This window comes from Rhizobium sp. P32RR-XVIII (assembly GCF_012641395.1).
GTDB lineage: Bacteria > Pseudomonadota > Alphaproteobacteria > Rhizobiales > Rhizobiaceae > Rhizobium.
The window spans coordinates 28,178-43,612 of sequence record NZ_JABAIH010000023.1 but is presented as its reverse complement, the minus strand read 5'-3'; the positions used below and the strand labels follow the sequence as shown (position 1 = coordinate 43,612).

Here is a 15,435-nt window from a genome sequence, read left to right as displayed (position 1 = left end):
TTATTTTCAGCCTTTCGCCATCGCAATCTGGAACCCGATAATTGAAATCCGATAAGTAATAGGCATGGAAATCGGCGAACTCTTCACGTCCTACATACGAGTCTTAGCTCTGGCTGCCTTGGTGATCTATGGTTATGCCTGGACGGTCCGTATCATAGTTCGAAGATCGAGCCGGAGCGTCATGGTCGGCCTGCTGTTCGGTCTCGGCGGCGTTCTTTCCATGAATGATCCGCTCGTGGTGGGGCCGGGGCTCATCTATGACGCACGGTCCATTCTTCTGGTCTTGTCCCCCATATACGCAGGACCAGTCGGCACGGTCATCGCCGCTATGATGATGGGAATCTATCGCCTCAGCTTGGGCGGCATCGGCGCAACGGGGGTCGCGAGTGTATTTCTTGTCCCGCTCATCGGTTACGCCTGCACCCTCATACGCCGTTATCGTATGCGCGCCGGCTTGGGGAGGTCACTGTTGCTCGGCTTCGCCACCGTCTCCTCCTTCATCGGTGTTGCCTTTCTGCCTTGGGATATTGCCGAGGGCATCTTTCTAAATTCTGTCGCTCCCATCATGCTCGCCAATATTCTCGGAGTTCTCCTTCTCGCTGATCTCCTCGAACGTGAAAAGCAGCGGATTCAGATAGTGCGTGCGCTCGAGAATGAAGCGAGCGTCGACCCTCTGACCAAACTTCCAAATCGCCGCGTGTTTCAGCGGGCGGCCGACCGCTGCGCCGAGGCCGCCAGCTCTCAGGGCCGTCCCTTCTCGATCATTATGCTCGATATCGATCACTTCAAGAAGATCAACGATACCTGGGGGCACCACGTGGGCGACACCGTGCTCTCCAAGGTCGCCGATCTCATCCGGCAGGCTGTGCGGAAAACCGATATTGCCGCGCGCTACGGAGGCGAGGAGATCGTCGTTCTTCTCCCGGACACCACCGAGGGCGATGCATCGACGGTGGCGGAGAAGATTCGTCACGCAATCGAGGCCGAAGATTTGATGGTCGACAATGTCTCGATCAGAATTACGGTGAGCATCGGCGTCTCCGGCGGCAGCAGCGAAATCGTTGCGACTATGGAGGCTGCCGACAGGGCGCTCTATCGCGCGAAGACTTCGGGCCGGAACTGCGTCGAATTGGCGAACGCGGCATGAGACGCCGTGACCCGGACCGCGCCATTCAAGCGTTTTTAGACGGTTAGAGTCGAATGGTCCTGAACTCGGATGACCGTGCTGCTGAAGACACCCGCGTCGTCGCGATTGCTTGCGAAGGTGGGCTGTTGGATGGCCCTGGCTAAACCTGTTGACGGCTCCGCACTGCGAGCCGGAACGGCACCGCTTCTTGTAGCGATCTGCAGGGCTTTCCGTTGCGCCGCGTTCGTGGCGACCTACGGGCCGCGCAGGTTATTGCTGCGACGGTGCCGGATTTCCCATCTTTTCTTGAATCTTCTTGGCCAAAGCAGGATCGTTCTGCGCAGCCGTTAGAATCGATGTGTATTCCTTGACAGACATGTCCGGAGAGGCTTCAACGGCCTGGACCATCTGCTGGCTGGCTTCGGTCTGCAACTTTTGCTTCGCCGCTTCGTCCGACGTCGCCCCGATTTTGGCCGAGTATTCCTGCCTGATGTCGTTTAGCACTTAAACGTAAGAATGCGGCTCTTTCTTATGCTTGGCACTTAAATTGAGATTCTATGCGCCGAGAATCTCAGATTAAGTGGGTCTTCCTCACTTTGTGTGGAGCTCAGCCAATTTGATCGGCATCATCCGCGCTCTCAGAAGCTCCGGGCCTGCTCTGCCGTACATTGCGCGCTTAATCGTCTTCAAACGGTTGATCTGGCCTTCTGCCTGACCGTTGCTCCAGGGCAGGTCGATGGCGTTACAGACGGCGTCGATATCACGGCGAAGTACACGGGCAAAACGGGCTAGGAAGGCGAGACCAGAATGAATGGCATCGTCGATCCATTGCTCGAGTTTCGCCGAGGTTCGGCCGCGAAATATGCCGCGAACTCGCATGGCGAAGCTGCGCAAAACGGCGAATGTTTGTGACCCCTGCTTAAGTGCATCGACCTTCCGCGCCTGATTAATCGTCAATGCGCCGCGCGGCTTTATGCAAAGCGTAGCGGCGACAATGGGTGAGATCAAATGACCGGTTTGCGGATCACGGACAGGCAAATTGTCAGGTGCTCTGTCGGAGAGCCCATTCCGAGCGGGCGCCGCATCATCCTTATCCTCATCCGTTTCCGGTCTCTCGGCGCGGCGCCATGTTGCCAGGAGGCGCTCCAGATTAGAAAAGCTGCCTGTGTATCCTCGGTGCTTGATATCGTAAAACAGATGCCGCCCACGGCGGTTGCCATCCTTCCAACTCTGGGTGAGGAACGCTTCGAAATACAGAGGAGACGTCGGCTGTAGCGCGCCTCTGCGTCGATCGGGTGCAGTTTCGAACGTCAGCCATTTCGTAATGCTTCGTCGGCCATATCCTGTACGACGTGCAATGTCCGAGCAGGTCAGGCCTTCTTTGCTCAAGGCATGTACCGTCTCGAATACATCCTTGCGGGACTGTCGATGTGCCCGGCGAAGTTGATTGCGCCCCGGTGTTTCGGGGCTCGGTTCATGCAAGTTTCGATTGCCATGATCAACGCGATGTCCTCGTCAGGCAGCCGGACCGCCATTCCCCTATAACTGGCCTCGAAAGTGAATCGTCTCCTGTTGCGCCCAACCCCGCCACCGCAAGCCGGGCAACCGCTTGTTTTACCGGGCAATTCACCTTCAGTGAGAACTCGGAACAACTGGGTAGTCAGTTCCAATCCCTTCAAGGCGAATATTTGCGGTACCCCGAATTGGGCCGAAAGGTGTCTCCTTTCCGGCGATCCTCTGCAGGCCGATTAAGCACACCTAATCTGGGATATATGCACCGAACTACGGTTGGATCGGATCGGGAAGGCGCTTATGTTTGCACTCGCTCCATCTCGATCGCTCATGGATCGACCTGATAACCAAACGAGGCATCCATCATGACCAAAGGCTCCGATCTTCTGGTGGCCGCACTCGAACACGAGGGTGTCGACCGCATCTTCGGGATTCCAGGCGAAGAAAATCTCGACGTCGTCGAGTCTATCCGCAAATCGTCGATCCAGCTGGTGCTGACCCGGCATGAGCAGGCGGCTGCGTTCATGGCCGCGACATACGGCCGTCTGACGGGCAAGCCGGGCGTCTGCCTGACGACGCTCGGCCCCGGTGCCTTGAACCTTTCGACGGGCGCGGCATATGCGTTCCTCGGCGCGATGCCGATGGTGATGATCACCGGCCAAAAAGGGGTGCTTTCGTCCCGGCAAGCTAGGTTCCAGGTGGTAGACGTGGTGGCGTCGATGAAGCCGCTCACCAAGCTTGCCAGGCAGATCGTTTCGCCGCAAATGATCCCGACGATGATCAGGGAGGCATTCCGGATCGCACAGGAGGAGCGGCCGGGGCCGGTCCATCTCGAGCTTCCGGAGGACATCGCTGCCGAAGAATGCGCGCCGGTCGCCCTCGTCGCCCCGCATCAGCTGGAGCTGCCGATCGCAAGTGACGCGGCGCTCGATCGCGCGGCCGCCCTCATTACCGCGGCAAAACGCCCGCTCCTCATGCTCGGGGCAGCTGCTTCGCGTCCTCGGTCGACGTCTGATATCGCGCAATTCGTCATCAGCACCGGCATCCCATTCTTCACGACTCAGATGGGCAAGGGAACGGTCCCGGGCGGAACCGAGCTCTACATGGGCACCGCCGCACTGTCGGAGCGGGACTATGTCCATGAGGCGATCGAGCAGGCCGATCTCATCATCACCATCGGCCATGACACGATCGAGAAGCCGCCCTTTATCATGGGCAAGGGTGGTCCGAACGTCGTCCATGTCGGATATCAGCCGGCGACCGTCGAGCAGGTCTATTTCCCGCAATCGGAAGTCATCGGCGATATCGGCCCATCGTTGAAAGCGTTAGCGGATCGCCTCGAAGGCAAGCTGCCGAACGCGCAAGCCCTTCTTCACCTGCGGGAGCGCATCCTCGAGCGCATCGCCGTTCGGGCGACGGAAGATCGCTTTACGCCGCAGCGGCTGGTCCATGACATCCGGGAAGTCATGCCGCATGATGGCATCCTGGCGCTTGACAATGGCATGTACAAGATCTGGTTCGCACGGAACTATCGGACGCGCATGGCGAACACGCTGCTGCTCGACAATGCCCTTGCGACAATGGGTGCCGGGCTCCCTTCGGCCATGGTCGCCTCAATGCTCTATCCCGAGCGGCGTGTCATGGCGGTCTGCGGGGATGGCGGCTTCATGATGAATTCGCAGGAGATCGAAACGGCCGTCCGGCTGAAGCTGAACCTCGTCATCCTCGTCATCGAGGATGATGCCTATGGCATGATCCGCTGGAAACAGGCGGTGGACGAGTTTCCGGACTTTGGAATGACGTTCGGCAACCCGGATTTCGTGAAATATGCGCAATCCTATGGCGCCAAGGGAACGAGGGTCAACGACATCAGCCAGTTCAAGCAGGCGCTCGAAGATGCCTTTTCCGGCGGTGGCGTTCATCTGGTGAACGTCCCCGTCGATTACTCGGAAAACGAACGTGTGCTGGTGAAGGAATTGCGCGAGCGGCTTCCCGCCATTCTGGAGGATCAAGATGACGCCTAACCTGAAGGTCTATCAGGCATTCGATCGCGCGCTCATTACCGAAATACCGGCCGATGATGCCGCCGTTCTCGAGCATAAGCTCGATGTTGCCGCGAAAGCCTATGCCGATCGTAGGGCCTGGCTGCCGGCGCATCGCAGGATGGCTATCCTAAGAAGGGTGTCCGAGCTTCTCTCCGAGAACCGTGACCGCTTTGCCATCATGATCGCCCGTGAAGGTGGCAAGCCGCTGACGGATGCGATCATCGAGGTGACGCGCGCGATCGATGGTCTCGTCAACGCGGCAGACGAGCTGCGCAATTTTGGCGGCAAGGAAATCCCGATGGGCCTGACCGCTGCCAGCACCAACCGATGGGCCTTCACCACCAAGGAGCCGATCGGCGTCGTGGCGGCGATATCGGCGTTCAACCACCCCCTCAATCTCATCATCCACCAGATTGCGCCCGCAGTGGCCGTTGGCTGCCCTGTCATCGTCAAGCCGGCGGCGACCACGCCGATTTCCTGCATCGAGATCGTCAAGCTGTTCTGGGAGGCGGGACTGGACGAGCGCTGGTGCCAGACCGTCATCACGGAGGACAATGCGCTTGCCGAGAGCTTTGCTACGGATCAGCGTGTTGCCTTCCTGAGCTTCATCGGCTCGGCGAAGGTCGGCTGGTATCTGAAAAGTAAGCTGCCGCCAGGCACGAGATGCGCGCTGGAACATGGCGGAGCAGCCCCTGTCATCGTCGATCGCAGCGCCAGTGTCGATGCAATCGTCGGGACGATCGTCAAAGGCGGGTATTATCACGCGGGGCAGGTCTGCGTGTCGGTGCAGCGCCTCTTCGTGCACAATGACATCCTATCCAACTTCACCGACGCGCTCGCCGCCAAGGTCGCAAGCCTCCGTGTCGGCGATCCCACGTTGAAGGAGATGGAAGTCGGGCCGCTGATCCTGCCGCGCGAGACGGAACGTGTCGCAAGCTGGATCAAGGAAGCGACCGATGCGGGAGCAAGGCAATTCGGGGGAGGACGGCTGTCCGAGACCACGCTTCTGCCCTCCGTCCTGCTCGATCCGCCAGCGGACGCCAAGGTGTCGCGGCTCGAGGTATTCGGACCTCTGACCTGTGTCTATGGCTATAGCGACATTGACGAGGCGATCCATGTAGCCAACTCGCTGCCTTACGCATTCCAGGCGAGCGTCTTTTCCACCGATATAGCCGTCGCGCTCAAGGCGGCAAGGCATCTGGATGCATCGGCAGTGCTCGTCAACGACCACACGGCCTTTCGAACCGACTGGATGCCTTTTGCCGGGCGCAGGCAGTCGGGATATGGTGTCGGGGGTATTCCCTGGACGATGGAGGAGATGGCCGACGACAAGATGGTGGTATTAAACGGCGTCAGTTGATCCGCGCAACTGGCTTGCAGGAGTATGATGGTCTCGCAGTGCTGTTTCGATCTACAAAACCAACTGAAGGTGATGGTCTTCACCGTATGTTGTAACCGGTCCGCCTTTGAACCGCTTAGCACAAACTCCTACCACGCTTGCCCAATCTCCGTGAATGGACGCGCCGAGGTTTCGCTGCTGCTATGTCGGCAGGCGTTTCGCGCCGCTCTCACCGATGAGCTCCATCAATGTCGCGACGCCTGATCCACGGCTGACCCGCGTCGATAGAATACGAGATTATTCTGCCTTATATGCCGTTGGAGGCTTTGCGAAGCCCTCCCAAAATACCCACATCCGTCCACAATTGGGGTGCTTTAAGAACGACCTCTCCTGAAAATTGATCGTACGCCTCGTCGGACATAGATACCCACCAGTCGGGACAGGGGATCCCACCGTGCCAAACTCGATGTTCACATTTGCACAGTAGGCTGGGCATTTTTATTTCCCAGTAATTTCGATCGCGATCAAGCGCCACCTTCATATACGGTTGTTTGCCAAGTATGATGGCGTGCGTTGCGTCATGGCGTGTACCGAGCGGCAAGGTTATGTCGGGGATTTCATCGCGGTTGGAGCACGAGATACTCGTCGTCGAAGCGTTGCTCGATACGCTGCTTCGCGGACTGAAAGTCGATTTTGCTATGGTGATCCTCAATGGCACCACTCGGGGTTCCGCTTTCGAGTGCAGCAGCTCAAAGACCAAGCCAGGGGTATTGCGGTCGCAGATGGCTCCACAAGCATCGAAGACCTCGCGAGCATGAAGGAAGCCGGAATACGCGGGCTTCGTTTTGTCGAAACCCGACTTGCCGACCAATCGAGAATACCCGGTACCATCCCGCTGGAGCAGCTATTCGAACGCCTGGCGCTGAAACTTGCGCAGCTTGATATGCATGCAGAGATTTGGGCGCCGCTCGCGACCGTTCTGTCGCAATGGTCTCGCATCGAGGCCTGCCGGATTCCGATCGTGCTCGATCATATGGGCGCCTTCGATGTTTCACTCGGCGTCGAACATAGAGACTTTCAACGTTTGCTGGATTTGGTTTCCGATGGAAAGGTCTGGATCAAGCTCGCAGTTTGCCGGCGGCAGTTCGGTGATGCCTCTTTTGCCAAGGTGCGGCCATTCCATGACGCCTTCATCATGGCCGAAGACCGCAGGCTGGTTTGGGCATCGGACTTTCCCTTCGTCCGCTATCCTGCCTGGCAACCTGAAATGAAAGATCTGTTGGGCCTCTTCCGCAGTTGGATCAATGATCGCGGCATCGAACAGCGTATTCTTGTTGAGAACCCAACGACCCTTTATTGGTGCAGTTAGCCGCGAGGCAGTCACAATATCAGTGCCGTTGATAGCTGGCATCCGCACACGGTGAGAGCACAGTGTCCGCAACACGCGCAAGTCACCACTCGCCGAAGCTCTGGCTCAACGCGATTAGCGTCGGATTGGCTAGCTGGACTATCGAAAGCCGCGCTTTATCAGGGCAAGCGTCGGGACGTCGGCTGACGGCGAGAGGTTGTAACCGTTGATGAACGCAGTTGCCGGATCTTGCTAGCGGAACGCTATGCGGACGCCCCCAAACAGGGCCGGTGCCGACAATTGTCTTGTCCTGCGAAAACGCTGTTGATTTCCTTCACTCGACGATGACCCGGCTTCACAATGTCGACGATATCGTCTTCCCCGTCCTTCGCAACGGGCTTAAAGTGCGTGCCTCGGAGGATTCTGATGACCATCATTTCGCATTTCCCGTCACCTGAGAGCATTGGCACATGGCCCCGTGAACGCCGGCCAGTCCTCGACTGGCTCATGAACGAAACGAGTTCGCAGCGTTTCCTTGATAATCTACTTGTCGAAATGTGCGAACGTTTGGTAGCCGCGGGGATACCAGTAGCCAGGTCATCGCTTCATCTGAGAATACAGCACCCACAATGGCAAGGTGCCCGTATCCTTTGGCTGCCGGGTATCGGAGAAGCGAATATCGACACCTTCGATTACGACGTCGACACTACTGAACTGTTTCTCCGTCGACCAGCTACGGAAATATATGATGGTGCATCAGTGATCCGACAACACCTTCATGCCGGTGACAACGACCTCGTCCGATATCCGCTTTTCGAAGAGCTTCAGCGGGACGGCTTCACCGACTATGTGGCCTGGCCGATCGAGCATACATTGGGAAGACGGCATGTTGTGACTTTCGCAACCAAGCAACAGGGTGGCTTCTCCGAATATGAGATCGCCTATCTCATGGATCTGTTGCCTGCGCTTGCTTTGGCTAGCGAAATCCGGATGAAGAACGCGATGGCCCGCACGCTCCTGGAAACTTATGTAGGACCACATGCGAGCGCGGAAATCCTTGCGGGAGCAACAACGCGTGGTAGTGGCAAGACTGTGAACGCTGCTATTATGATCTGCGACTTGCGCGATTTCACCGCGCTATCCGACCTATGGCCCCGTGACGATGTCATCGACATCCTCAATGGATACTTTGACGCCTTATGCGAACCCGTCGAGGTTCGCGGAGGTGAAATATTGAAATTCATGGGCGACGGTCTCCTGGCCATCTTCCCGCTCAGCAACCCTAACGCGTGTGCAGACCTGCTTCAGGCGATTTGCGACGGTAGGGAGCGGATGGGCGCCCTGAATGCTAAACTTGCGGAAAGCGGGAAACCGGAACTGAGGTATGGAATTGGCGTCCATGTAGGCGATGTTATGTACGGTAATATCGGCTCGCGGAAGCGTCTGGATTTCACCGCCATCGGCCCTGCGGTCAATGTGGCGTCGCGGCTGGAGGAACTGACTAAAGTGATCAAACGGCCGGTGCTGCTTTCATCCGAGTTCGTCAAAATAGCATGCGCATCGAAGCAATTTGTTGATCTTGGGTCACATTCTCTCAGGGGTTTGGAGGCGCCGGTAAGCGTTTTCGGAATGCAAGAATAGCGGGGTTGGCCGCTCGCAGCGGGAGATCGATCAATTATCTGACTCTCCCTGCTGCATTGGCCAGCCGAGTAAAAGAGTACAACGCATTGGCGCCGCACGCTGGTGAGGCGGATTTCCCGTCCGAAGACTATGATCGGTTCCCGGCGTTGCGGAAAATGGTCGCTGATTGTGGTTGTGGCGAATGCGCTGTGGCGCAAGGGCGTCTATTTTGCAATTCTCTGAACGACACCCTCGGAATTAACTGGCGTTCCTTGAACAGTAAGCATGGAGTAGCCGTACGCAGCGAAACATTTGATCTTGTCATGGCGAATAACCTCAACCTCATCCATTCTGGGTTAGCCGACGGCAGCGATCGAATCCTCGTTCCCATATGCCTGGTAATTGAGAATACGGACGATCAGGAATACGAAAGCTGGCTGGCAGACACTTGGCGGCGACGGCCATTGAAAGCGAGGTGCTGTCATCCTGGCCTACGATTGAGGGTGGCAATGTTGCTCTCTGAAAGCAAAGCACCGGCAATTCAGGTGTTCACGCATTTGGCTGGTGTGGTTCGCGAAGCGATGCTTCTCGGCAAAGTTCCGCATCAGCTCGAGGAGGAATCCCGACGCTAAGGACGTCAAGATTCCAACACGTAGGCGACCTTCCTGCACGCGGCCGACGGCGTCGACAATCTCTACGCCTTCGTTGACATAGCGGAGGACCTTTCGCGCCTTCGACAAAAGGCGCTGTCCAGCGACGGTCAGGCGAACGCCGCCTTCCGGAAACTTCCATGTTCCGAAGCAGCAACGACATAGCGGAGGTGTCGTACATTCATGCGCGCACCTATCACTCTTCTCTGGGAACGTTCCTGTTCATCGCGTTACTTCGGAATCACGGCTCACAGGCCGAGACGTCATTGCTGACGACTTCAGGCGCTCATCTGGCAGTATGATCCAGCCGCTAGAAGCTTGACGTCGACGGTCCAGTTGTCGCGATGAGTGCCGTGCTTCCAGCTCGCGCGTTCTCTATGAGGATCGTTGTGGGCAAAGGCTAATAGCATCGTTCCCTCCGGCCCTCCTGCGAGACTGCCGATGTTGCTTCGGTGCGAAAGGTGTGCGTGCGAGATCTTGTCGATCTCTCGCGCAACTGGTTATCGGCTCGATACTTTCCGCGACGGCTTTGGCCTCGAACTGCTGTGCGCCGCCGGCCGCTTCATAATAAGAAGTTTCGTCACGTCGTGCAGATCGTCCGCCGACAAAATAGGAATGGTCAGCCACTTTCCATCGATATAGGTTTTGGATTCGTCGTAGAGCTTGACCACTTGCGGACGCCAGAGGTAGCGCCTCTCCTCAAACTTTTCTCGTTCTGTGCCCCCCATCACCACCAGCGTGAAAGCCGCCGGTATTCCGAGAGATGAGCAAGGATGACCTCGCCGACAAGTTCAAGGGCTTCGACTGGAAGACAGAGGAGGACGCGTTCATGGACGGCTACCATACCGACGCCAAAGGCGGGGAGTTCGTGACCTACGATCGGCTGCGCGCGATGGGCAACAACGGGTTCCAGGAACCCGCCACGGGCTTCGCAGACGGCCAGATCGTCGGAACGCAGCGGCTCTACACGGACGGCGTCTTTTCTACCGACGACGGCAAGGCCCGGTTCATCGATGCGCCATGGCGCGGCCTCCAGGCTCGCGGCAAGCAAGAGGAAAAGGCCAAGTGGCCGTTCCTCATCAACAACGGCCGCACGAACCATGTCTGGCAAAGCGCCTACCTCGACCAGCAGGAAGAGCTGGTCGTCGACCGGTGGCCCTATCCGTTCCTGCAGTTGAACCCGGCTGACATGACCGAGCTCGATCTGAAGGGCGGAGATCTCGTCGAGGTGTACAACGAGAGCGGGTCCACCCAGGCAACGGTCTACCCGACGCCGACTGCGAAGCCAAAGGAGGCGTTCATGCTGTTCGCGTATCCGATGGGCGTCCAGGGCAACGTGGTCAATCCCGGAACGAACGAACTGATCATTCCCAACTACAAGCAGACCTGGGGCGCGATCCGCAAGATTTCTAATACTCCGGGCAACGCCCAGCACCTGTCTTTCAAGTCGCAGGAATATAAGATGTGACCGGAAAAGCGAGTAGGTTTCACCAGGACCCGCTTTGGATCATAAGCCGCCGATCTTCGAACGGCACCGTGGCAAAATTTTAGAAGTCCGCAGATGAGTGATTTCTGCCCGCGGACACTTCTTGTGTGTGCGGCGCGTTTGACCCCGGTCAGACTGCGCGAGTCAGGCCTCTTGCGAGGATTCGAATCAATTGCGATCAGGATTGATCTTCGCTGACGGACAGAGCATTCGCAAAGCCGAATCCTTGTGCGACTCCGCTGCAGGGGCCGCTCGGTAGCGACCCTCAGTCCACACTTATGGGTGCCAGAATCCGGGCTTAGTGGTATCCAGTGCGAGCTTATGTGGCGAGGCAGAAGCGGAGATTTGGCAGCGACGCGAGCACGGCGATGGGTGAGCCAGGTTTGCATATCGGCGATCAGCGGTGTTGATCGCGCTTGCCTTCCAGATGGGCGAGCTTCGGGGTCGAAACCGCGCAACTCGGCCTCGATGATAAAGTTCCCCGATCCGCTTCACGCCTTTCTCCGCAATTGGGGCGGGACCGGTGCGGGTGATCTCGACCAGCTTACCATGGATCTCCGGATCGAAATCCGCCTTGTTGATCAGCACATGATCGCCTTGATGGTTGGACCACGGCTTGACCTTCATCGTTTCCATGTTCGTTCTCCTGTTGGATGGAAGGGTATACGAGTGGATAGCTCGCCCGATGCGAATGCATCTCTTTCTTGGCAGGTACAAAAATGCTCTTCTGTGGATGCCCCCTCATAGGCAATCGCACCTCGGTTGGTGCGTGGGCTCTTCCTCCCCCTCCCGAGCCCGATAACTGGCCCGCCTCTCCCCAGGCGGGCCTTTCCCATCTCAGTGCTTGCCACCGCATTATGACGGGGAAGAGCGCGCATCCAGCGCTTTCAGGTCTCGCCCGCAGCGGCACTTTCGCTTGGAACAAATCATCCAAGACTGCGATAACCCGATGAGCACCAACAGATAAAACTGACGCGCGATTTGCTGCCCGGCTGGGACGTTATCGAAACCCCCACCAGTCTGGTTGCCGAGATGCCACTGGGAACGCCACTCCCTCTAGTCGAGCTTGGCCGGCGACGAGAACGGCCGATTGGCGTCCACCACGAAGATGGCCAACTCATCGAGATCGGTTGTGCCGGCGTTGAACACCTCCATCGGCGTGTCGGGCCCGTGTCCGGTCCTAGTCATGCCGGCTTCAGTATAGGTCACGCCGTGGGGCGTTTTCTGACCGAGCTTGCCGGCCAGCACGTAGAATGCCTCTGATCCCGGATGCGTATGGATTGCTGTCTTGGTGCCGGGCGCTCCACCGGCGCGATTGACGCGCAGCAAATATTCATTCGCGCTGATCGGCGGAAGGGGGCCAATTTCGACGACCTTGGTTCCGCCTGCTGTGGACCCATCCTTGGATCCGAGCGTGAACAGCCAGATCTTGTCCGCAACTTCCGCGGCAAGCGAGGTCGGGCCAGCGGCGGCCTGGGCTTGCTTCAGTGTCGGGAAATTCTCCAGCCGCCAGTACAACGGTCCGGAAGGCAGATCCTTCACCTTTTTTTCAACCACCGGCTTGACTAAGAACTTGCTTTCTTCGGACGACGGGGCTGACGTCATCAGCCCAAAAGCACACAGTGAGAACATAAGTACGCTTATACGGCGCGCGCTGAGGAATCGCGGCTTCATGATTGATCCTCCCATCGATGCAACTTGTCCCGGATTGCGGTTGGGGGGCAGTCAGGATATCCGCGTGTGTCAGCCTTCAAACGATCGGGCGGTCGTGAACCGTAACCACCGCCTGCCTACCGCCAATCTCACGGTCAAATTATGATCCACTTGATAGATCGGCGCAAGTGAATGGCGGTTGGCTTGCAAACCTACGCGCGCATCGCAACCTAGCCGTCGCAGCGAATGAGGCCAAGGTCGAAGCCCCGGCCGGTTGTTCAGGCCGGTCAGCCGAGCAGCAGACCGATGTTTTCTTGATCACTGCGCAGCCCCAGGCCGCTGCGATGTCGTACTGGATCTGGCGATACTGCTCGTAAAGCGAGACCTCGCAGGAAGACCGGAGAGCGGATCGGTGATGATGATGCGGTCGGCCGCCATATTGCCTTGTGCCGGAAGAGCCGGAGCGCGGGTCGCAAGAGCAATAGCCGAGCGGGCGAAGAACATGCTGGCTTCCGCGCGATCGCGTGGAGGGCCGAACACGCCCTTGCCTGCAAGCTGCATCGCGCTCGGCGATTGCCTCGGCAAAAGCGCGGTAGGTATGGAGCGGGCGGCCAAGGATAGCGGTAGCCGCTCGGCATCGCTCCGTTCCGGAACCACGGCGTCGCTGACATAGCTGTCAGCCATCAGCCGCATCTCGTAAGCCATCTATTTCGGCATGATTGCCGCGAGGTTCTGCTCGAAGCCTGTGAGATCATCGCCGCCATAGACGATCGGGCGGGTGAGCACATCCGACCAGATGTCAACGAGATCAGGGCCGGTCGGTGTTTCCGGCCAAGCATATTGATGGTCTCGCGAGCCCTTGTTGCCCATGCTATAGGTGTTCCTCAGAGCCTACAGCATGGAACTGGCGGCAAACAGACGGGGACCGCGCGGCACCAGCACGAGGCAAAGCCAAAAAAGCGCCCCAGCGCGCGGCCGGGGCGAGTTGAGAGTGCGAGTATGCCGCTGTAATGCGGACAGAGCCGCCGCGGTTCTGTCAACAGCCCGCCTCAAGTTCAGTCGAATAGCCCCGAAAGGATTGGAAATCGATGACGATACTCAAAGCCATTCCGATCGCGCCGGCCGTCAGTAGTAGCCATACGGGCCAAATTGGCTCCCTCTGCTCCCCGAAGGATCTCCTCGGTCTCTCATTGTCCGCTCCACACGTGCGTCGTGAGAAGACTGGCACGACCAGGGCTCGTCCAAAAGGTTCAAAAATGGCGAGCCCTGTCGCATACCACGGCGTAGGCAGTTTGAACCTGAAGGGTTGCCGTGGGGTTGAATGCTGTGCTTGGGGGCTACAGCGGCTAAAACTAAAACGCAGGCAACGCCTGCTCGTCAATAATCAATTGGGATTACGCTGAGAGCTCGTTAGAGCAAGAAAGGCTCGAACTGCGGGCCGATCACACGTCGGCAAACTTCGCTGGCATATTGCCACGTCGCCATTCTCCATCGGTATTGAAAATACCCGTTCTTGGATCATCGAAGGCCTGCCCAACCTTGGGCAACTCTACCACGCGGGAGACAAGATCGAAAGTGGTACGACTAGGGCTTGTCAAAGAGTTCACAAAGCGAGCCCTGTCGCACCTAATACCGCAGGGCAGCCCCTGCGGCACTTGGAACCAGCGGGCATCACGATGAGAAAGATGGCCGCGTGGCCTACGTCTATAACAAGCTGAGTTCCGCAATGTTCCGGTGCTCGGCAAGGGTAGGCCAAAAAAAAACGGGGCAGTCTGATCCAGAGGATCGCGCGGCCTTCCAAGGGCAAGGAAGGGGCGAAACAATCAGCGATCCCAAATAATAAACCGCCTAGTCTATCGAATGTTCCGGCGTCTAGCGAAACTCATCAGCTCTCCTCGAACCGCCGACCGGTCGCCAAAACGGTCGATCGAGCGAAGCATATGGGGATGTGGCCCTCGATGGAGATATTCGTAAAACAATGCGGCCTGATCGACTTGCCTCGGTCCCAGCATCTGCTTCGCTCCACTTCAGATATTAGAGGTGAATCAGTGATTTGCGGTGCAGGCAACCCCGAGTTTTTCAACACTATCGGCCCCAAGCGGACCTCGCACAGAAGCGGGCGTCAGGCATACGCCTCGAAAAGGAGTTCGCAATCATCTAATCGAGGACTTCTGGCTAGATCAATGCTGAGCCTTTCGGCGCTGCCCTTGTCCCAGTGCGCTTTGAAATTCTTGTGTACTTCGTCTACCGATAGTTCTGACTTGGCTGCCACTGCTTGTGAGGTGGGTGATCGTCAACGTCCATAACCCCCACGATGAACAGCGAACAATCCCTGCCGATAAACCACATTTCATGCCTCAGTTCTCATTCCGCAGAGCTACGGAGACCTCTTCGAGATGCTCGATCATGTAGGCGGCCCACGCTCGGACTGTCGTTTCATCACAGGTCATGCGGATTTTCGTAGCTAGATAATTCATCGGTTAGAGAATCCTTCTGGCAGGCCATTATTGTTGGTAACTGAGCCACGGTCCGCAACGGGTCGAAACGAGTCATGCGCCCCGATCGGCCTGCTGATGACCACTCTTGGCGCAAACCCGCCGAGGACATCCCCGCCAAGCTAGCTTGATGAAGGCACCGTTCATATATCGACGCGGCG

Annotated in this window: 9 protein-coding genes and 5 pseudogenes; 7 read left to right on the top strand and 7 right to left on the bottom strand. The window is 57.7% G+C overall.

Features of this window, described 5'->3' with window-relative positions:
- Positions 1–64 precede the first annotated feature (64 nt).
- Positions 65–1,147 carry a GGDEF domain-containing protein gene (locus HGP14_RS31525; protein WP_168833755.1) on the top strand — a complete coding sequence of 361 codons (1,083 nt, stop codon included), beginning with the start codon at positions 65–67 and terminating at the stop codon, positions 1,145–1,147.
- A gap of 249 nt (positions 1,148–1,396) precedes the next feature.
- On the opposite strand, the pseudogene HGP14_RS31520 reads toward HGP14_RS31525, so the two are convergent.
- Positions 1,397–1,627 (bottom strand): annotated as a pseudogene (locus HGP14_RS31520) (DUF4168 domain-containing protein); the annotation flags it as partial.
- A 90-nt stretch (positions 1,628–1,717) separates the two neighbouring features.
- Positions 1,718–2,578: pseudogene (locus tag HGP14_RS31515) on the bottom strand (transposase); the annotation flags it as partial.
- A 425-nt stretch (positions 2,579–3,003) separates the two neighbouring features.
- On the opposite strand from HGP14_RS31515, the gene HGP14_RS31510 reads away from it, so the two are divergent.
- From HGP14_RS31510 to HGP14_RS31490, 5 genes are all read left to right on the top strand, one after another.
- Positions 3,004–4,662 carry an acetolactate synthase large subunit gene (locus HGP14_RS31510; RefSeq protein WP_168833753.1) on the top strand — a complete coding sequence of 553 codons (1,659 nt, stop codon included), beginning with the start codon at positions 3,004–3,006 and terminating at the stop codon, positions 4,660–4,662.
- Complete coding sequence (locus tag HGP14_RS31505) at positions 4,652–6,043, top strand: aldehyde dehydrogenase family protein (protein WP_168833752.1); 1,392 nt, start codon at positions 4,652–4,654, stop codon at positions 6,041–6,043. The genes HGP14_RS31510 and HGP14_RS31505 overlap by 11 nt, the downstream gene beginning before the upstream one ends.
- A 559-nt stretch (positions 6,044–6,602) precedes the next feature.
- Positions 6,603–7,391: an amidohydrolase family protein gene (locus HGP14_RS31500; RefSeq protein WP_205927424.1), complete on the top strand. Its 789-nt coding sequence runs from the start codon at positions 6,603–6,605 to the stop codon at positions 7,389–7,391.
- A 405-nt stretch (positions 7,392–7,796) separates the two neighbouring features.
- The gene (locus HGP14_RS31495) at positions 7,797–9,011 is read left to right on the top strand and encodes an adenylate/guanylate cyclase domain-containing protein (RefSeq protein ID WP_168833750.1); all 1,215 of its coding nucleotides are present in this window, start codon (positions 7,797–7,799) and stop codon (positions 9,009–9,011) included.
- A 5-nt stretch (positions 9,012–9,016) separates the two neighbouring features.
- The gene (locus tag HGP14_RS31490) at positions 9,017–9,622 is read left to right on the top strand and encodes a hypothetical protein (RefSeq protein WP_168833749.1); all 606 of its coding nucleotides are present in this window, start codon (positions 9,017–9,019) and stop codon (positions 9,620–9,622) included.
- Between the two features lie 518 nt (positions 9,623–10,140).
- Here HGP14_RS31490 and HGP14_RS31485 read toward each other — a convergent pair.
- A pseudogene (locus HGP14_RS31485) lies at positions 10,141–10,377 on the bottom strand (DUF3788 family protein); the annotation flags it as partial.
- 14 nt (positions 10,378–10,391) lie between these two features.
- Between HGP14_RS31485 and HGP14_RS31480 the strand changes: the two are divergent.
- Positions 10,392–11,108, top strand: a pseudogene (locus tag HGP14_RS31480) (molybdopterin dinucleotide binding domain-containing protein); the annotation flags it as partial.
- Between the two features lie 326 nt (positions 11,109–11,434).
- Here the strand turns inward: HGP14_RS31480 and HGP14_RS31475 are convergent.
- The 4 genes and pseudogenes from HGP14_RS31475 to HGP14_RS31460 form a co-directional block, all read right to left on the bottom strand.
- Positions 11,435–11,672: pseudogene (locus HGP14_RS31475) on the bottom strand (transposase); the annotation flags it as partial.
- Positions 11,673–12,182: 510 nt separating this feature from the next.
- On the bottom strand, positions 12,183–12,800 hold the full coding sequence (locus HGP14_RS31470; protein ID WP_168833746.1) for a cupin domain-containing protein: 618 nt from the start codon (positions 12,798–12,800) through the stop codon (positions 12,183–12,185).
- Between the two features lie 297 nt (positions 12,801–13,097).
- Positions 13,098–13,463, bottom strand: coding sequence for a hypothetical protein (locus HGP14_RS35305; RefSeq protein ID WP_205927423.1), 366 nt, complete (start codon positions 13,461–13,463; stop codon positions 13,098–13,100).
- 21 nt (positions 13,464–13,484) lie between these two features.
- Positions 13,485–13,649 carry a hypothetical protein gene (locus HGP14_RS31460; RefSeq protein WP_168833745.1) on the bottom strand — a complete coding sequence of 55 codons (165 nt, stop codon included), beginning with the start codon at positions 13,647–13,649 and terminating at the stop codon, positions 13,485–13,487.
- Between the last annotated feature and the right edge of the window lie 1,786 nt (positions 13,650–15,435).